The following is an 18,068-nucleotide window of genomic DNA, read 5'->3' as shown; positions in this document are numbered from 1 at the left end:
CCTTTGATGAAGAAACTGATAACGTCCGTCTTGCTCAGCCATGACTTTTCGGGATGGCATGGCTGAGCATTACTGAAGAGGAATAAAAACCAGATCGTGATTAAGGTTATTGCCGGTGCCGTCAAAAAACAGGCTGATGTATAAAGTTTTACAGCAGGGAGGCTCCACGCGCCGTCTGGCGGCCAGGCACAGCTTCTGCCTCCAGACCAGTTCATCGCTGTCCTGCAGCGCGCAGTTCGCGCCAACCAGCGCAGCCCTGGTGGGTAAACGCCCCTGAGCCGGAAACGCCGGCGGGAACCATGCCAGATCGGTAATTATTTTGGACATACTTTTGGCTCCGGCATCTTAAGGGGCTCTTTGATCGGATGTTCCGGATGGCCATAGTTGGCACAGCTGGTCGTCACTTTCACCTCATCACAGGGCAGAAAATGCACCGTGATCCCGCAGATTTCCTGCCCCGTATAGTCCGGAACCGGTACCACCGCGCTGTGCTGACGATTCTGAGCCTTCATTTTTTTTTCCCAGGCAAGATACTCATCCCATCTGTCAAAACCTGGAAAGCCATCCATATCGCCCACTCCAGTTTCCCAGTCGATTTTGACCGTCATACCCGGCCGCCACTTCGCCGGCACGCCATAGCAGCAGCCGCCACCGCCGCCCTGGTACGGCCCGATAATGTCTATTCCCGACTGACCGTCGACGCTGAAATGGTTGATTGCCCATCTGGTGTGATTAATTGCCTCTATGGTTCCGCCGCCCCCCCGGCTTTCCGCGTTCGCCGCAGGCTGACCACAGCCCGCCAGCAGCAGGGCACCCAGTACCACGAGGTAATGTCGTATTTTCATTTTACATTCCTTGTATGGCAGCCTCTCCGGAAGGCGAACTGCCTCATGAACCCACTTTCAGATTTCTGCTGAGGACCGTCCGATCAGGGTCTTAATCACCCAATCCTCGCGCTCTTTATCCAGTATCATCCCTTTAGCGGTGGCTGAAAGCATGCCGTTGAAACAGGCCGTAAACCGTTCAGCCTGAGAAGCAAATCCCGTATCGGGAACGTCCCGATAGCGAAGCATCAGCCTGGCATCGCAGATGCACATCAGAGCTTCAAACTGGCTATCGCTCAAAGCGATGTTTTGGCACTTCTCGTTGATGGCGGGCTGTGCTCCCTGCCCCATCAGCAACCCCGGCTTCTCGTCAGGATCCAGCCAGCTCCAGAAGAGCGCCGGGCGCTGCAACTGGGCCTGCTGATCAGGTTCCAGAATATGAGAGAACAAATAAGGAAAAATACGGGCATCAAAGTATCTGAACAGCCCCGCCCGTCCTTCATGTGTCGCATCGGTGCAGGTTGTTAACCATTCCGCCAGCGTAGCGAAAGGCCAGGGAGAACAGAGCACCAGTAGTGGAGCAGTCTTTTGTACTTTCTGAGCCAGCTCAATCAACCACTGTTTCTGAAGCGGATCGTTCAAAGAGATCCTGATCAACAGCGGCGACTCTTCTGGCAGGGCATCTTCCGGCAAGCCCTGATAGAGAGACTGCCATACCAAAGGTGGTGAAAAATCGTGCAGTAGCGGAATGACGGAAAAATCAATACCGCACTGGTCGAGAATAAAATCAAGGTGGTTCAGGTTTATATCAGCGCAGGTTTGCTGAAGCAGATTCACCCAGTCAGTGATATGGGTCGTGTTCATTTATGCCTCCCTTGGCACAAAGCCCTGTGCCAGCCGCTGCGCCTTTTTCAGACACTCTTTGCATACTGATGAAGGCAATTCAGGCAGCGGATAATCCTCACTCGCCGGGCCCTGTAATTTATGTTGCCCCTTGAGGCTTAACAGGCCTGGACCATGCACGTTGATTTCGCCCTGTGGCGTGAGCTTGATGTAAGCGCCACCGCAGGCGAGCGTGATCCCATTCTTTGCCGTCAGCTGCAGGTGTCCCTGCGTTGACTGGACGGTGACATCCTTCAGGGAAGTCAGCGACAGCACATCACTATGTGATTCAATCTCCAGTGCACCTTTGGCAGATACCAGCCGCATTCCTTCCTGTAGGGCTAGCAGCGAAACCGCCTGACTTGCGTTCACCGAATAGCGCTGTGCTGCGGTGATATTGACTTCTCCCAGGCTCTGCAGGTACAACCCTTTCCCGCTGTGCATCAGAGTCGTTTCAGGCGTAACGGCAGCAATACCCTTAGGTGAAGACAGCAGCAGCGCAGGCTCTTTAAGCTCACTGGCAGCGGAAACAAATGCTCTTAATGGCTCAGAATCAGGCGTTATGTTGTGGTGAGTCTGCGTAATCGTTCCCCATCCAGTTACCTGATTCAACGCTCCTTTTAGCAGACTGACCGCCGGCTGCATCTCCAGCACCTGGCCCTGTGCTTTCGTCTGGCCATCAGCGCTGATAAACATCCCTTTCTGTGCCCGGATGGCGCCCCAGCTGTCGGTTCTGAGCTCGAAACCCTCCCCACGCTTCTGCTTTTCGCTGTCGACCAGGTGCCCCAGATTCAGCTGACTCTTGCCGCCGTACTCGGTGCTGACCTTGACATGCTCTTTTCCGCGCTCGTCGTCGAGGCGGATTTTGTTGTTCGCTGGCGTGCGCAGCACGTTGCGTTTGTAGTTGCGGATGGTGACGTGGTCGCCGTGCGCCGAGTCGTGCAGCACGCCGGCGATGTACGGCCGGTCCGGGTTACCGTCCTCAAAGCCAATCGCCACTTCGGTGCCCGCCAGCAGCGGCAGGTGCAGACCGTAAGTATCGCCGGCATACGGGCGGGACTGGCGCACCCACAGGCTCTCGAACCCGGTTTCCCGGTTATCCCGGTCAAACAGCATGTTGACGCGATAGCGGCCGTCTTTATCGATGTGGCCGTAAGTGTCGTTCTCGGTGGTGCTGGTGACGCGGGCCGGTAATGTGCCGGCCATCACCGGGCGTGAGCCTGGCTCAGGACGGAAACTAAAATCCGAGCTGTCCGGGATCCCGTCAAAATGCACTTCAAAATCCCGGTCACGCCGCGCATGGCTGCGCATCGCCGTGATGACCACGCCCTGAGCAAACACCTCGGCCACTTCATACCCACCGGTGACATTCAGCACCTGACCGGGAGAGAGGATCGGGCAGCTGGTGGTGGCATGGGGCCGGGTCTGGCCATTCAGGTAGCGCTCATGACGAATGCGGGCATAGAACGCCCCCGACTCCGCAGCCGGATTGCGGTCGTACGCATTACCCTGGGTAAGGTAGTTGTCCCCCCAGTGGTAGGCATCTCCACAGGTGGTGGCATCCCCGCGGGTCACATCAACCTCGGTATTCATGTCATCCGTGGCCTGGCGGTAGTTGTAGTCGCGGGTGCTGACCTGCTTCTGCACCACGTTATGGTGGCTCTCCATTCCCCAGACCGCGTCCACTCCGTATGAATGCTGGCCCGACGGCGGCACTGAGGGCAGCGTCAGGCCTTTTTCATACCCCTGCTGACTGTCGTAAAACTCCACCACGTCGATGTTCAGACGCGTATCCGTGGTAAAGCGGAACCAGATACCCACCTCACCCATCAGGCGGGTAATGAAACGCAGGTCATCCTCGCCGTACTGCATCACCTGCTCACGGCGCGGGTACTCTTTTGAGAGCGAGAACAGAAAATCCTGACCGCGCAGGTTGTGACGCTCGCGCAGGATTTTTTCCACAATTTGCGGGACCGACATGTCCTGATAAATGGCGTTCTGATGCGAACGGTCGAGCAGCGCCAGGCGTGGCTGCAGCGTCAGGGCATAATGGGTCTCATCTTTTGAGGTGTTGAGGCGTTCAAAGCCGCTCACTACGCCCTGAAGGGTGCGCACCGCCTGCTGTATTTTGATGCCGTAACCCTGGTCAACCGGAGCCTGCAGCGTCAGGGAGGCCGCTTTCATCAGCATCATCTCTTTGCTGATGGCATGGTCAGAGCTGGTGAATTCAATACGGTAGCTGAACGGCCGGCTGAGCGCCTCATCGCCTTCAAACGCCAGCACATCAAGCCCGGCTTCACATCCCTTCACCGATAACTGGTGATGGCTGTGGCTGAATCTGATCGGGAGACGGGAGTTCATGCGTTATCTCCTTCAGTACGGTCAAACTCCAGCCCGATCCCCTCTTCCTCGCTCCAGCTCAGGCATAGCGACTGTGGTTTCTGTCTGGCAGCCATGTGGGTCAGCAGTTGCTGACTCAGCACCGGCAAAATCTGCTGATTGAGCAGGCTGTCGACGTTGCGTGCGCCGATATCCGGCAGCAGGCAGGCGGCGGTCAGGGCGTCGTACAGGCTCTCATCAATGTGCGTGGTCAAACCGTAGTGGCGATGTAAGCGCTTGCTGACCTGTGACAGCTTCATTTCCACGATGGTGCGCATGGCGGCCTCAGCCAGCGGGCGGTAAATCACGGTCTGGAAGCGCGCCAGCAGCGCCGGCTGGAAGTGGTCGCGCAATATCGGGCGCAGCAGTTCGTGTAAATCGCCTTCGCTGGCATCCGGCCGTTCGTCCAGCAACTGCATCAGGTGGTCGCTGCCGAGGTTGGAGGTCATCAGGATCACGGTGTTGCGGAAGTCAATTTCACGCCCTTCGCCGTCGCGCATAAAGCCGCGATCAAACACCTGATAGAACAGGTTCATCACGTCACGGTGCGCCTTTTCCACCTCATCGAGCAGTACCACGCTGTACGGGCGCTTACGTACCGCTTCGGTGAGGATGCCGCCCTGACCGTAACCCACGTAGCCCGGCGGTGAGCCTTTCAACTGGGAAACAGTGTGCGGTTCCTGGTACTCGGACAGGTTGATGGTAATCAGCGATTTTTCACCGCCGTACAGCACATCCGCCAGCGCCAGCGCAGTTTCGGTTTTACCGACGCCACTCGGACCGACCAGCAGGAACACGCCCTGCGGGCCGTTCTCTGACGTGAGTCCGGTCTTCGCCGCGCGCAGGCGCCGGGCGATGGCGGTCAGCGCCACGTCCTGCCCGACCACACGCTGGCCGATTTCGTTTTCCAGCGTCAGCAGTTCGGTTTGCTCGTCTTTCATCAGCGAGGACAGCGGCACGCCGGTCCAGTCGGCAATTACATTCGCGACGGTGCGGGTGTCTACATCCACCTGAACCAGCACATCGCCCTGCTGCGTCTGTTCGAGCCGCTGTTGCAGGTCGGAAATCTCAGCCTGCTGGCTGATGTCCTGGCGGCTGGCCGTCAGTTGCTGTGCCAGCGCTTTTTCGTGGCTGAAACGTGCTTCCTGCTCTTCGATGCGCGTCTCCAGTTCAGTCCGCTGCTGCTCAATGGCCCCCAGGCGGTCATCATGGCGGTTGCTGCCGGCGGCGATATCTTCCCGCAGCGCCTGCGCTTCCAGTGCCAGTGCGGTCAGCTGTGCTTTCAGGCGCACAATTTGTTCTGGCACCGTGTCGAGACTCATCCGCACACGTGCGGCGGCGGTATCCAGCAAATCAACCGCCTTGTCCGGCAGCTGGCGGCCAGTCAGATAGCGGCGGGACAGCGTGACGGCTGCGCGTACTGCATCATCAGTAATATGTACGTTGTGGTGTTCGGCGTAGCGGGATTTAAGGCCGCGCAGCATCAGGCAGGCGGTCTCGTCGTCCGGCTCGTCCACTTTCACCATCTGAAAGCGGCGCTCCAGCGCGGCATCACGTTCGAAGTATTGCTTGTATTCGGACCAGGTAGTGGCGGCGATGGTACGCAGTTCGCCACGCGCCAGTGCCGGTTTCAGCAGGTTGGCGGCATCGGCTCCGCCCGCCTGGTTGCCGGCGCCAATGATAGTGTGCGCTTCATCGATAAACAGCAGAATCGGTACCGGGGACTGCTGCACCGCATCAATGACGTTTTTCAGGCGCTGTTCGAATTCGCCCTTCACGCCTGCGCCCGCCTGCAACAGGCCGAGGTCGAGGGTGCGCAGAATAACCGGCTTCAGGCTTTCCGGGACGTTGCCTTCGGCGATACGTAAAGCCAGGCCTTCCACCAGCGCGGTTTTGCCGACGCCTGGTTCACCGACCAGAATCGGGTTGTTCTTGCGACGACGCGAGAGAATATCCACCATCTGGCGGATCTCCGTATCGCGCCCAAACACCGGGTCGATTTTGCCTTCTCTGGCTTTGGCAGTAACGTCGAGCGTGAATTTATCGAGGACGTTCTGCAGCGCCGGATTGAGTTCGCCGTCCTTTATGGCCGCGCCGACCGGGCGCCCGACAAATTCCACCTCACCACCATGACTCTGCGCGAGTTCCGCTGCCTGTTGCCGTTCCGGGCGTTCCTCCGACTGCCCATCAAGCAGCGGGCGCAGACGATCCAGCTGACTGTGGCCCAGCGTCAGCAGCGGCCACAGCCCGTCACAGCGCACCAGTTTCTGTTTATCAACCAGCGCCATCAGCAAATGGACGCTGCGGATCTGTTCCTCACCGTTAAGAGAAGCAATCAGCCAGGCTTCCTGCATCAGCGTCTGAAGAGTGTCAGACAATTGCGGACGCTGACGGACTGAACGCGGCAGTTTATCCAGCCAGGCAAGCAAATCCTGCCATAGCATATCCATATCCCACTCATAGCGGCGTGCCAGCACCGTCAGGTCACCTTCCCCCTGTTCGAGCAGCTTCAGCAGCCAGTGCTCCGGCAAAATTTCCGCATGGGCGCGGGTCTGGCACAGGGAGGCGGCCCCTTCCATCGCGCGAGCACAGTAAGGGTTAAGGCGACGTAATAAGGTTGATGAGTGATGCTCCATAAAGACTTTCTCCATTCTGACGCGCACTATCGGGTTTTACCGTATGGGAACTATCGGTTTCAGATATCCCCAACCGGAAGATCCTCACTGCACACAATTAATGCCCTTTCAGGCAGGGTTACAGCATCTGAAACGCGACGATTCAATGGGGTATTTTTGATTTGGGCGGGGTCTAATAATGGCCGCCAATTTCCAGGATCGTTATGGACATTCCTACCACCGAGAATAAAACCCTGTGCTGCTGTGTAAGCCGGACAGAACAGAGGTTACTGTTGCCCTTCAACAGTTCATAATTCATATCTCCGGCAAGTCTTGCAGCATCTGACGGAGAACGGCCGGTTAGAATATATCTACGCCAGTCGTGATATTTCCGCATTCCGGCAGACGGCACACTGATTGATTTTCCTTTTTCCCAGCGCTGCCTGGCAGCTGAATCATCAAAAGTATATGGCATAGTTTTCTCCTTTTATGTCTCAGAAATAAGCCTGATTCATTCAGGCACGCTACCGCCCATCGCTTTTCCTTTTAGTAAGGAACCCTAAGCGCATTAGGTCAGATTTTTGGATGTTAACTTTTACACTGTCCCCTCAGCACAAAGGGGCCTTGCAAAAAGCTGCGGACAGGTTTCCCCATCCGCATCATGCGTTACTCTAAATAACACCCCTGCAGCACCTGGCACGGCAGGTCATTACGCGGTGGCACGTTCGTTCCAGCTATCGGAATGAATGATGTTTCCATCTTTGTAGGTCCAGGTGATTTTTTCGTAACGCAGTTCAAGCTGTTCGAGGTGATTGTGCTTTTCGTAAGAAGGATTCTTAACGTCATGCATCAATGGATTTACTTTCACCACCTTCACATTCTCGAGTCTGGTGTTGAAGTATTCGACTTCCTGACCGGCGTCATTGATTTTGTACCACTTGAACTCTGCTGATTTCAGGGTCTGGCCGGTGGTCACTGCCTTGTACAGATACGGACTGGACGAGTCGATTTCCTTGGTGAACATAAACGGCGTGTGGATACGGGTGCCGGTCAGTTTGCCCGTGTTGTTGTCGGTCGGAATGTAGATATTGTGATCCTGAGCGACAACTTCGATGCTGCCTTCACGGTCCTTAACGTCTACGGAACCTTTGATGTCCGCACCACCGTCGTCTTTCAGCCAAAGATAAACAGGGATTGCCATGGATTACTCTCCGTTGTGTTGTGATACGTCATCATCCTGCGATGACGTCTGGGGGTTGCCCGGTATCTGACAGGCATCAGCCTGCGGTACCAGACTGATTTCGACACGGCGGTTGAGCGCACGCCCATCCGGTGTGTCATTGGTTGCGATTGGGCGGCTTTCGCCATAACCCTGCACCGCAAAACAGCTTTCCGGTACATCACCGGTGTCACGCATCCAGTCACGCACCGCTTCGGCACGTTTCAGAGAGAGCGTCTGGTTCAGTTGCGGGTTACCGGTGTTATCGGTGTGGCCGGCGACCACAATCAGCCAGCCCGGCTTCGCTTTGATGCCGACCAGTGAGTTCACCAGCATTTTGGTGGACCCGGCTTTCAGCGCCGATTTGCCGGAATCAAACAGCGACATGCTGTCGAGGCGGACAATTTTCGGCACCGGTTTCGGCTGCGGTTTTGGCGGCGGTGGCGGGGGTACATACGAACGGATCGCATCCAGCACAGGCATTCGCAGACGCTCGCCCTGATACAGACCAAGGCCCATCCGCATCGGTACGCCATTGCGCGCCTGGTCATTCAGCCCGGCCGCATCGTCACGCAGAACGGCAACAGCGTCGGCTTTGGGTGCGAAATCCTGCATCGGGATGCGTTCATAGCGGGCAATATCGAAGCTGACACGCTGCAGCAACTGGCGATTGTTCCAGCCACTGCTGAGCAGTGCAGCCATGGCCGCCAGCGTGAAAATCGCGAGCGCATAACGGAAGGCTTGCCCACGCGGCGTCAGGCCCCGCCCTTCCGGCAGCAGCGGCAGGATAAAATCCGGCAACGCGGCAATAACCGTACTGTCCGTTCCCACCGGCTGCCAGCCCGCTACCTGTTGCATCGCCGTATGACGGGACAGCCATGCCGTCCAGACCGATGTAGCCAGACTTCCGGCCAGGATCGGTCCCAATCCCCACAGCACCGCAACCGGTGCAATGACCGGAACATCCGGGTTCTCATCAATGAAGACCGCTTTAACGTGCAACCGGAACCAGCTCATCAGGCTGTTCATCAGCACCTGTTGCTGCATCGCAGGCGCGCCACCGATGGTGACCCATGCAGCGACTGAGCCCGGCGCTGAAGACGCACGCCAGACCCTCACCCCTTCCCCAGGGATAGCCGCCTGCCAGAGCAGATCATTGGTCATCGCACTGCCAACCTGACCATTCAGAACCAGCGGCACAGAATGCCCGGTTTCTTTACGCAGCTGGCTGATTTGCCAGCGTAGCGCCAGCAGACGACGGGTAAGCCGCTCGCTGTCGGCGTGTTTTTGCGGACAGACGCTGACCATCACCGACAGCTGTCGGCCCCAGTCAGGACGCAACCCCAGTATCTGACGGGCAACCTGTTGCAGATCCTGATGTTCCTCCACGCGGATCCAGCATCCCTGTGTCACAGTAAGCACCGGTGACTGCTGCATACATGCCAGCGGCAGATCGCCACAGACCAGCACCACAGGCTGACGGTAAGTGGCTTCCGGGAGGTCATCCAGATTTAGGGCGACGTCATGCTCCGCACGACGCCTGGCGACAATCCACAACGCCAGGATAAGCCCCAGCACCGCAAGCAGAAAGAGCACCGAAACCAGTCGCGATACCGGCACGAAACTCAGGCAAACCACGGCACTCAGCAGGGCGGCCCACAGCGCAAGCCCGCGCTGCTGTGCAGGACTCATTTCACGGCTCCCGGCAGCAGGGTCACCAGCATCTGATCCAGCCAGTGGCTCAGTCCCCACCACAGCGCAGCCACCAGCACCACGCTCAGGCCAATACGCACGGGCCATGACGCCAGCCAGCCGCCCATTTCTCGTCCGGTACGGCTTTCCGCCAGAACCGGATGGGTTGGTGGATAGCTGAACGGCGTGACATGTTCACTGAGCGCGTTGATAAGCTTCTGGCGCTCCGGATCGTTCAGAGAGCGGAAACTGCCGAGGAACCCCAGCATCATGACCCGCTGAAAGCAGGTCATGACAGCCTGGTCAGGCGCTGGTTCACGCAGCACATCACGCATGCGATCGCACAGCGTATCACCGGCATCCATGGTGCCGAGGAAGTGCCCCTGCAGGGGAATGTCATACCACTGCACGCAGGCGTCATCCTCCACACCACGACCTTTGACCGCCTCATCAAGCAGCGCACACTGTGCGGTGAGAATATGCTGACAGCTGACTTCATCGAGTTCGCTCGCTTTCAGCTCACGCTGCACACGTTCAACATCGGCAATGCAACGCTCCCACAACGTGCGCCCTTCTCCATCCTGAAACGTCGGACCGTGACGCAGGCTGATGACCTGCAGCCAGGTATCCTGCAGCAGAGCATCAATATCAATGGGCGCAGCAGTACTGCGTTTAGGCTCACTCATGTTCTCAGTACCGCAAAAAGTTCAAGTTCAGGCTCGCCGAGCATGCCCGGAACGTAAAACATACAGGTGCCGCTCTGAAGCATTTCACTGGCCAGGGGATGCGAGACATCAAGGCTGAAATACTGGTTTTCCAGACGCAGCGGAATGGCTGCCGGCACATGGCGCAGTGGCGTCAGTGGCACGCCCACCCGTGAGGAATTGACGATACTCCTGACATGATCGGGACTGCCGATCTTGCACTGGCGCGGGAACTGCTCCTGCAGTTGTGCCACCGGCATCGGTGAACGCACGGAAAGGTAGTAATCCGCCCCTTCGCGCAGACGGGAGTCATGCAGACGGGCCTGCCAGACGTGTAGCCGGGCATCGTGCTCAAGCTCAATCGCCACCACCCGCGACGGCAGGCTGGCTTCCAGCAGATCGCCCAGTAAGTCGAACAGCGGCGGGAAGACGCTATTCAGCTGTTCATGCTGCCAGATCGGAATAGCACTCACCTGATGTTCCAGCGAGAAAGTCAGCAGGCTGCCCGCAAGCCGCGCCAGTTCCGGGTACAAACGCTCCGGTGGACTTTGCAGGTTACGCTGAAACTGGCCGAGCACCGGTTCTGCGCTGTTCAGGGCATTGAGCAGCCAGAACAACGACACATCAGCCACGGCAAAGTCGGCCATGCGCTCGTTACTTTCACGTCGCATGGCCATCAGTCGACCCAGACGGGCACGCAGTTGCGTCATCAATTGTTCCAGCTGGGTTACCAGCCAGCGGCTGCCCTGCAGAGCCAGCAGTGGCGGAAGCCAGGTTTCATCGAGTGCCCAGCTGCCCTGGGAATCCTGCTGCAGACGGGCGACCGGACAGGTCAGATAATCACTGTTGTTCTGATGGGCAAAACGCAGCGTCAGCTCTGGCTGCATCACTGCAATCTGCCGGGTATCGTCGCCAAAGGTGTTGCGGACATCCCGCCAGCGCTGGCGATAACGCACAGGGCGCTCGGCCACCTCATCGGGTTTAAGACAGTTGCCGCCATTTGCCCGCAGCAGCGGAAGCGCCAGAACCACCACCACGTCCTGTGATTCGCCCTCAAGCATCAGCACCGGCGGCAGGTCATCGGCATTATCGGTGTCGATAAGCGTGCCATCGGGGAAACGGATGTGCAGATGACGGGCCTGCAGGCGGCCCAGCTTCAGTGCATCAGGTTCGAAAGTGGCAGCAATCATCCCCCAGGGATGGGAGAGGCCCAGCCGGGCGATGCATTCCGCAGACCAGGCCGCATAGGCGACCTGTTGCTGGAAGTGCTGGGGAGAGACCATAACGCCCCTGCCCCATAACGGTTGTTCCGTTTTCATTGGCTTCCTGCCTTAGCTTACGATTTCGCCTTCGGCATCTGGGAAACCAGTGACAGGTTGACGTCCATGCCCTCCACCTGGAAGTGTGGGATGGCGTACAGCCTGACGCGGAAGAAGCCCGGGTTGTCGTCGATATCTTCCACTACCACCTTCGCGTCGCGCAGCGGGTGAGAAGCCTGCAGCTCATCGCCCGGATCGGTCATTTCGGTCACCAGACTGCGCACCCAGGTGTTCAGCTCCAGTTCCAGCAGACGTCGATCCTTGGTGGTGCCGATGTTTTCACGCTGAATCAGCTTCAGATAATGCGCGATACGCGACAGCAGGAAGATATACGGCAGACGGGCGTTAATGCGGCTGTTGGCGGTGGCATCCGCAGTGTCATACAGCGCAGGTTTCTGGGTGGAGTTGGCTGAGAAGAAGCAGCTGTAGTCGCGGTTTTTGTAGTAGGACAGCGGAATGAAACCGAGATTGGCGAACTCAAATTCGCGGGTTTCCGGGATCATTACCTCACTCGGGATCTTCACCTGATTGCCGGTGCCCAGATCGTACAGATGAATCGGCAGATCTTGCACCGCACCACCGGCCTGTGGACCACGGATTTGCACGCACCAGCCATTGTTGATGAAGCTGCGCACCATGTTGGATGCGAAGGCAAACGAGGCGTTGGTCCACAGGTATTTGTCGTGATCCGGACCTTTGACTTCTTCAACGTAGTTGAAGCTGCGCACCGGTACGGTGTCCGGGCCATACGGCAGGCGACCCAGCACACGCGGCATCACCAGACCGATGTAGCGCGAATCGTCCGTCTCGCGGAAGGATTTCCACTTGATGTATTCAGCGCGGTCAAAATAGTTACCGATATCTTTGATGGCCGCTACGTCTTCCATTGAATCCTTGAGGAAGAATTGCGGGCCGGCAGAGCCGATAAACGGCATATGCGCCGCAGCAGACACTTTTGAAATATTGCGCAGCAGGGCAACATCCTGCGCAGACGCATCAAACTCATAAGCGGAAATCAGCGCCGCAATCGGCTCGCCGCCTGGTGTGTCATACTCATCAATGTAGGTGTGTTTATACAGACCGCTCTGGATAATTTCCGGGCTGTCTTCGAAGTCCTGACGCAGGTCTTCTTTAGACATATCCAGCAGTTCAACTTTCACGTTCTGGCGGAAATCGGTTTTATCAACCAGCGATTTCACGCCGCGCCACAGGCTCTCAACTGCCTGGAACTCTTCGCTGTGCATGACCGCATCCAGCTGACGACTGATCTGGTGATCCAGCGCGGCGATATGATGGTCAATCAGGTTTTTGTCGAGTTTTTCAACTTTTGCGCCTGATTTTTTTAGGCATTCCAGAAATACCTGCATGCCGGCGGTTAAACGCTCATCCGCCGTTGCATCCTACATCGCCTGCGCATCCTGCCAGATATCCAGCGCGCTCAGTTCAGAAACCGGGTTGAGATTGATTTTTTCAAACAGGGTGGCATAAACCCCACCGGCTGCCGGACGTTCCAGCGCCACGCTCTCGCCACCCGTCGCATTCTCATTGTTTACAGACATCAGCATCTTCCTTATTAATCCGTTAAATCATCGTGATGGTTATGGCTGTTTTGGTGCCAGGGTTGAGAGCTCAGCGCGCAGTTCTGCGCTTAACGCCGGGTCCAGCAGGATTTTTTCCAGCTCTTTTCGGAAGGCCTGGTTATCCAGCAGGTTGGCTTTTAAATCACGCAGTAAATTACGCATGGAAAGCATGGCCTTCAGCTGAGGTATTTGCCGGGAGACCTGTTCCGGAGAGAAATCTTTCATGCTCTGGAAAGTCAGACTGATGCTGTCTTCGCTGCCGTCATCGGCCAGCGTATTTTTAACGGCAACCGTGACTTTTGGCGAATATTCGGAAAGCACTGCGTCAAAATTATTTTTGTTCAGATTAACTTTGGCTCGCTCTGATAATGGTGCGGTCGTCTGACCATGACTGAAGTCGCCTGCCACCAGTAATTTCAGCGGAAGCTCGGTTTTCTTGCTTGCGCTCCCGGTATGCAGGTCAAGTTTTAAGTTAATACGTGCCTTTGGCACTTCATTCTGGAAACTATCTGCCATTTCATCATCCCTCTGTTTATCTCAGCGCACATTTTTCGCGCCATACTACTTTAGAGGTAACAACAGAGCAATGATCGATAAAAAAGCAAATGAACAGATCTTTAAGCTGCAAAAGTTACGCACACAAGCCATTAACACTAAAAAAGGCAGATCATTGTCACCTGAAACCAGCTAAAAAAACTGGCAAAGACATTAAAGGCCACACATTAATGCCAGTAAAAAATAAAGATGTGGATTAATATTAACAAAGCGTAAATTTGTTGATTCAGGTCAAAATAAAAAATCCGCCCAAAACCATCACACCATTAAGAAAGAAATGACATAAAAAGATAAAAATTGCGGATAGCAGCAGTGCGGAATTTCATACAGGAGGGTAATGAGATGAAGTAAAGATTTCAGGTAAAACAGAGCGCACTTAAGCCCCGTGCTACATCCGTTCAACGTGACCGTATAAATCACCACTCATGTGGGAAATTTCGTATAAATAACGTTCGGGTGCGACCAGAGGGAATCAATCAGGATAGCGTGGTTTACGACATAATGACGTGCGCGATCAATCGCGCCGCTGCTAATTCAGTAATCTATTCCTCACGAACTTCATTCCAACTGCCCCGTCAGCGCTGACGCCATGCCGAGGGTGCCATGCCGTGCAGTTGGCGGAAGCGGTTGCTGAAATGGCTGGAGGAGTGGAAACCGCAGCGCAGGGCAATCTCGGTGAGCGACAGCGTGCTGAATTGCAGCAGCTGCTGCGCGGCTTCCATACGGCGGCGCATCACATATTGGTGCGGCGCTTCGCCGGTGCTACTGCGGAACATACGTGCAAAATGGTATTCGCTAAGCGCCGCCTCTGCCGCCAGTTGGGCCAGCGTTAACGGCTGATCCAGCTGCGTATCGATTAGCGCCAGCACGCGGCGCAATACCGCCGGCGCCAGTCCGCCGCGTACCTGCGGCAGCTGCCACTGCACTTCACTGTAGCGCTGTAGCAGATGGGTCATCAGCAGTGTTGAGGCGCTGCTCAGCAGCATCTGGTTGGCTGGCTGCTGCCAGTCGGCGCTCAGCAGAAAATGACGATACAGCTGGGTGATGCGGTCATCGTCGGCAAAAATCTTCTCATGCAGGTTAAGCTGCGCCGGACTGCGATCCCACACCTGCTCACCGAGGTGACGCAAATGCGCATCGGTGCAGTAGAGGTGCACGAAGGATAAATCCGCGCGCAGATCCCAGGTCGACTCGGTGCCAGACGGCATCAGGCAAAAGCGATCCGGCGCGCCGCCGTTGCGCCAGCCGTGCGGCGTTTTGTGCCAGGTATCGTAACCGTCAGCCACATAAAGGCTAAGCGTATGGTGATCGCTGAGGTTGGTCACGCGATCGCCACTGTTGAACCAGGCCGCCAGCCGAATGCCGCCGCTCAGCTGCACGCTATCGCGCAGCTGTGCTTTGTGACGCTGAAGCATAGTAAACGTCTGATATTCCGGCATGGTCTGACATCGCTCTCTGGGTTGATGTCTGTAGTTTACGCAACTGACCGGACAGAAAACAGGCCAATGCCGGACCAGGCGGGAAAAAGCGCAAGAATTTGCAAGTGCTGCGCAAAGCCATGCAAGCCGCGCTCCTGTCACTCAGGCACACTGCGAGCCTGATTCCGCCGGAGAGTTTCTGATGAACCTGATGTTATACCTCGCGGTGGTGCTGATTTGGGGCACCACCTGGATTGCGATTTTTCTGCAGCAGCAGGCCGCCGATACGCCGGTACTGGTGGCGGTATTCTGGCGCTTCCTGTTCGCCTCGTTGACCATGCTGGTGCTTCTCCGGCTGTTGAAACGTCTGCGTACGCTGGATGCGCGTGACCACCTGTTTTGTCTGTTACAGGGCGGCTGCGTATTCGGTTTTAATTTTGTCTGCTTTTACCATGCGGCAGCGATGATCAGCACCGGACTGGAGTCGGTGATTTTTTCGATGGCGGTGCTGTATAACGCGCTCAACAGCTGGATCTTTTTCCGCCAGCGCCCGCCTTTCCGCCTGCTGCCCGCCGCCGCGCTGGGTCTCGGCGGAATTGTTGCGCTGTTCTGGCAGGATATTCAGTCAGCCCATGTTGCGCCGCAGCTGCTGTGGGGCGTGGGGCTGAGCGCGCTGGGCACGCTCGGTTTCTCCTTCGGCAATATGATTTCTACCCGCCATCAGCGTCGTCAGCGCGACGTGCTGACCACCAACAGCTACGCCATGCTGTACGGTGCGCTGATCATGGCCGTGCTGGCGCTGGTGAATGGCGACGCGCTGGCACCGGCACTCAATCTGCAGTGGCTGGGGGCAATGAGTTATCTGGCTTTGTTTGGCTCGGTGCTGGGCTTTGGTGCCTACTTCACGCTGGTGGGGCGCATCGGTGCCAGTCAGGCGGCTTACAGCACCCTGCTGTTTCCGCTGGTGGCACTGACGCTTTCGACGCTGTATGAAGGCTATCAGTGGCATAGCAATGCTATCGTCGGGCTGGTGATGATTCTGGCAGGGAATATGGTGATGTTCGTGCGCTGGCCGGCTCATCGCCGGTTACATCTGGCCTGAAGCAAGAGCGGGCATGACGCCCGCTCTGTCACTCCTCTAGCGCCAGCCCCCGACGCCGATGTTGAGCTGGTGAGGTTGGTTAATGGCTTTTCTGGCAATCCAGTAAAGCAGAACGCGTTCATCATCTCTGTCGCGGTCGGCCATCGCCAGTAATTTCAGCGACAGGGTGGACCTGGTCACAGGCTGCTGTTCATCGCTTAACTCGATAACCGCCTGACCGATGATGCAGCAAACCTCATCCCCGCTGGATACGGATTCATATGCCCGGTCTTTCATATTTCCTCCTGTTGAGTGAACTATAAGCATGGCAAAGTTCCTGTGTTTTGCCGCGCAGATGCTGCGCTTAAAACACCCTGTTACACATGCTCACCTGTCGCAATGCCTGTTCATGTGACGACATCCGCGCTGCGCTTAAGCAAAGGCGCAATGCCATTCATACCGTTTTCACAGCATTTCATTCCGTCTCCCGCTCCGTTCACGCCCGTCCGCACCACCCGCGCCCGCGTGAGGCTTATTATCGCTGCAGATTCCGTATTCCCGGATGGGAGAGAGAAAAATGACAACAGCCGTTACCCCTAATCATCAGCGTGTCCGTATCCTTACCCTCGCAGGCACCATCATTACCCAGTTCGCGCTCGGCTCGGTTTATACCTGGAGCCTGTTTAATGGCCAACTGGCACAGAAACTGGATGCGCCGGTCAGCCAGGTGGCTTTTTCCTTTGGTCTGCTCAGCCTCGGTCTGGCGATTGCCTCCTCGCTGGCCGGCAAGCTGCAGGAGCGCTTTGGCGTGCGCAATGTCACTATCGGTGCAGGCATTCTGATGGCGATTGGCTTCTGGCTGACCGCCCATGCTGACAACCTGATGATGCTGTACCTGAGCGCCGGCATTCTGGTCGGGCTGGCCGATGGCGCGGGCTATCTGATGACGCTCTCTAACTGCGTGAAGTGGTTTCCGGAGCGCAAAGGGCTGATTTCGGCCTGTTCGATCGGCGCTTACGGCCTCGGCAGTCTCGGCTTTAAATTTATCTGTGGCGCGCTGCTCAGCACTCAGGGGCTGGAAAATACCTTTGTGATTTGGGGTGTGCTGGCGATGACGATGATTATTGCCGGTGCCCTGATGATGCGCGATGCGCCGCTACAGCAGGCCGGCTCACGTCAGCAGCAGGCGGCACAGGAGTTTACGCTGGCGCAGTCGGTGCGCCTGCCGCAGTACTGGATGCTGGCGCTGATGTTCCTGACGGCCTGCATGAGCGGTCTGTATGTGATTGGCGTCGCGAAAGACATTGGTGAAGGCCTGGTGCACCTGACTACGCAAACGGCGGCCAATGCGGTGACGGTAATTGCCATTGCCAACCTGAGCGGACGACTGATTCTCGGCGTACTGTCGGACAAAATGGCGCGCATCCGGGTCATTTCGCTGGCACAGCTGGTTTCGCTGAGCGGTATGAGCATCCTGCTGTTCACCCACATGAATGAAACCACCTTCTTCCTGTCGCTGGCCTGCGTGGCGTTCAGCTTTGGCGGCACCATCACCGTCTTTCCGTCACTGGTCAGCGATTTCTTCGGCCTCAACAACCTGACCAAAAACTACGGCCTGATCTATCTCGGCTTCGGCATCGGTAGCGTGCTTGGCTCGCTGGTGGCTTCGGTGTTCGGCGGCTTCACCGTGACCTTCAGTCTGATTATGACACTGCTGGTGATCTCGCTGGTGCTGTCGCTCAGTATCCGTCTGCCAAATCGTCAAAACCTGGCCGCGCCGGTACTGCATAATTAATTCAC

Annotated in this window: 14 protein-coding genes and 2 pseudogenes; 2 read left to right on the top strand and 14 right to left on the bottom strand. The window is 56.8% G+C overall.

Annotated elements, in window-relative coordinates; translation table 11 throughout:
* Positions 1–90: 90 nt before the first annotated feature.
* The 13 genes and pseudogenes from H7K56_RS11350 to H7K56_RS11290 form a co-directional block, all read right to left on the bottom strand.
* Positions 91–327, bottom strand: a pseudogene (locus tag H7K56_RS11350) (hypothetical protein); the annotation flags it as partial.
* Positions 315–845: a Tli1a family immunity protein gene (gene tli1a, locus H7K56_RS11345; RefSeq protein ID WP_150361591.1), complete on the bottom strand. Its 531-nt coding sequence runs from the start codon at positions 843–845 to the stop codon at positions 315–317. The gene tli1a and the pseudogene H7K56_RS11350, both read right to left, overlap by 13 nt.
* Positions 846–902: 57 nt before the next feature.
* A complete protein-coding gene (gene tla1 / locus H7K56_RS11340) occupies positions 903–1,688 on the bottom strand; it encodes a toxin Tle1 chaperone Tla1 (RefSeq protein WP_150361593.1) in 786 nt (261 codons plus the stop codon).
* Positions 1,689–4,067: a type VI secretion system Vgr family protein gene (locus tag H7K56_RS11335; RefSeq protein WP_150361595.1), complete on the bottom strand. Its 2,379-nt coding sequence runs from the start codon at positions 4,065–4,067 to the stop codon at positions 1,689–1,691.
* Positions 4,064–6,721, bottom strand: a complete 2,658-nt coding sequence (gene tssH, locus H7K56_RS11330; protein ID WP_150361597.1) for a type VI secretion system ATPase TssH — start codon at positions 6,719–6,721, stop codon at positions 4,064–4,066. The genes H7K56_RS11335 and tssH overlap by 4 nt, the downstream gene beginning before the upstream one ends.
* Before the next feature lie 172 nt (positions 6,722–6,893).
* The gene (locus H7K56_RS11325) at positions 6,894–7,175 is read right to left on the bottom strand and encodes a type II toxin-antitoxin system RelE/ParE family toxin (protein WP_071813636.1); all 282 of its coding nucleotides are present in this window, start codon (positions 7,173–7,175) and stop codon (positions 6,894–6,896) included.
* A 234-nt stretch (positions 7,176–7,409) separates the two neighbouring features.
* A complete protein-coding gene (hcp, locus tag H7K56_RS11320; protein ID WP_021509115.1) occupies positions 7,410–7,901 on the bottom strand; it encodes a type VI secretion system effector Hcp in 492 nt (163 codons plus the stop codon).
* 3 nt (positions 7,902–7,904) lie between these two features.
* A complete protein-coding gene (locus tag H7K56_RS11315) occupies positions 7,905–9,611 on the bottom strand; it encodes an OmpA family protein (RefSeq protein WP_150361599.1) in 1,707 nt (568 codons plus the stop codon).
* Positions 9,608–10,297, bottom strand: coding sequence for a type VI secretion system protein TssL, short form (gene tssL / locus H7K56_RS11310; protein WP_058781797.1), 690 nt, complete (start codon positions 10,295–10,297; stop codon positions 9,608–9,610). The genes H7K56_RS11315 and tssL overlap by 4 nt, the downstream gene beginning before the upstream one ends.
* The gene (gene tssK / locus H7K56_RS11305) at positions 10,294–11,634 is read right to left on the bottom strand and encodes a type VI secretion system baseplate subunit TssK (RefSeq protein ID WP_150361600.1); all 1,341 of its coding nucleotides are present in this window, start codon (positions 11,632–11,634) and stop codon (positions 10,294–10,296) included. The genes tssL and tssK overlap by 4 nt, the downstream gene beginning before the upstream one ends.
* 17 nt (positions 11,635–11,651) lie before the next feature.
* A pseudogene (tssC, locus tag H7K56_RS11300) lies at positions 11,652–13,199 on the bottom strand (type VI secretion system contractile sheath large subunit).
* Between the two features lie 33 nt (positions 13,200–13,232).
* A complete protein-coding gene (tssB, locus tag H7K56_RS11295) occupies positions 13,233–13,730 on the bottom strand; it encodes a type VI secretion system contractile sheath small subunit (RefSeq protein ID WP_150361602.1) in 498 nt (165 codons plus the stop codon).
* 614 nt (positions 13,731–14,344) lie between these two features.
* Positions 14,345–15,208 carry a helix-turn-helix domain-containing protein gene (locus H7K56_RS11290; RefSeq protein ID WP_058781793.1) on the bottom strand — a complete coding sequence of 288 codons (864 nt, stop codon included), beginning with the start codon at positions 15,206–15,208 and terminating at the stop codon, positions 14,345–14,347.
* A 181-nt stretch (positions 15,209–15,389) separates the two neighbouring features.
* On the opposite strand from H7K56_RS11290, the gene H7K56_RS11285 reads away from it, so the two are divergent.
* Complete coding sequence (locus H7K56_RS11285; protein ID WP_150361603.1) at positions 15,390–16,289, top strand: DMT family transporter; 900 nt, start codon at positions 15,390–15,392, stop codon at positions 16,287–16,289.
* Positions 16,290–16,325: 36 nt separating this feature from the next.
* On the opposite strand, the gene H7K56_RS11280 is transcribed toward H7K56_RS11285, so the two are convergent.
* Entirely contained in the window at positions 16,326–16,565 is a 240-nt protein-coding gene (locus tag H7K56_RS11280; RefSeq protein ID WP_021313687.1) for a hypothetical protein, read from the bottom strand.
* Positions 16,566–16,845: 280 nt separating this feature from the next.
* Between H7K56_RS11280 and H7K56_RS11275 the strand changes: the two genes are divergently transcribed.
* Positions 16,846–18,063: an L-lactate MFS transporter gene (locus H7K56_RS11275; RefSeq protein ID WP_150361604.1), complete on the top strand. Its 1,218-nt coding sequence runs from the start codon at positions 16,846–16,848 to the stop codon at positions 18,061–18,063.
* Positions 18,064–18,068 lie beyond the last annotated feature (5 nt).

It is taken from the genome of Pantoea dispersa (assembly GCF_014155765.1).
Lineage (GTDB): Bacteria > Pseudomonadota > Gammaproteobacteria > Enterobacterales > Enterobacteriaceae > Pantoea > Pantoea dispersa.
Note: the sequence above shows the minus strand (reverse complement) of the source record. Positions and strands in the feature narration are given on the sequence as shown.

Bases quoted from the DNA above. Each gene is read 5' to 3' on its own strand.
- H7K56_RS11275 (WP_150361604.1), top strand. From the start codon at position 16,846: ATGACAACAGCCGTTACCCCTAATCATCAGCGTGTCCGTATCCTTACC.
- H7K56_RS11285 (WP_150361603.1), top strand. From the start codon at position 15,390: ATGAACCTGATGTTATACCTCGCGGTGGTGCTGATTTGGGGCACCACC.
- H7K56_RS11290 (WP_058781793.1), bottom strand. From the start codon at position 15,208: ATGCCGGAATATCAGACGTTTACTATGCTTCAGCGTCACAAAGCACAG.
- H7K56_RS11335 (WP_150361595.1), bottom strand. From the start codon at position 4,067: ATGAACTCCCGTCTCCCGATCAGATTCAGCCACAGCCATCACCAGTTA.
- H7K56_RS11315 (WP_150361599.1), bottom strand. From the start codon at position 9,611: ATGAGTCCTGCACAGCAGCGCGGGCTTGCGCTGTGGGCCGCCCTGCTG.
- tla1 (WP_150361593.1), bottom strand. From the start codon at position 1,688: ATGAACACGACCCATATCACTGACTGGGTGAATCTGCTTCAGCAAACC.
- H7K56_RS11325 (WP_071813636.1), bottom strand. From the start codon at position 7,175: ATGCCATATACTTTTGATGATTCAGCTGCCAGGCAGCGCTGGGAAAAA.
- hcp (WP_021509115.1), bottom strand. From the start codon at position 7,901: ATGGCAATCCCTGTTTATCTTTGGCTGAAAGACGACGGTGGTGCGGAC.
- tssB (WP_150361602.1), bottom strand. From the start codon at position 13,730: ATGGCAGATAGTTTCCAGAATGAAGTGCCAAAGGCACGTATTAACTTA.
- tli1a (WP_150361591.1), bottom strand. From the start codon at position 845: ATGAAAATACGACATTACCTCGTGGTACTGGGTGCCCTGCTGCTGGCG.
- H7K56_RS11280 (WP_021313687.1), bottom strand. From the start codon at position 16,565: ATGAAAGACCGGGCATATGAATCCGTATCCAGCGGGGATGAGGTTTGC.
- tssL (WP_058781797.1), bottom strand. From the start codon at position 10,297: ATGAGTGAGCCTAAACGCAGTACTGCTGCGCCCATTGATATTGATGCT.
- tssH (WP_150361597.1), bottom strand. From the start codon at position 6,721: ATGGAGCATCACTCATCAACCTTATTACGTCGCCTTAACCCTTACTGT.
- tssK (WP_150361600.1), bottom strand. From the start codon at position 11,634: ATGAAAACGGAACAACCGTTATGGGGCAGGGGCGTTATGGTCTCTCCC.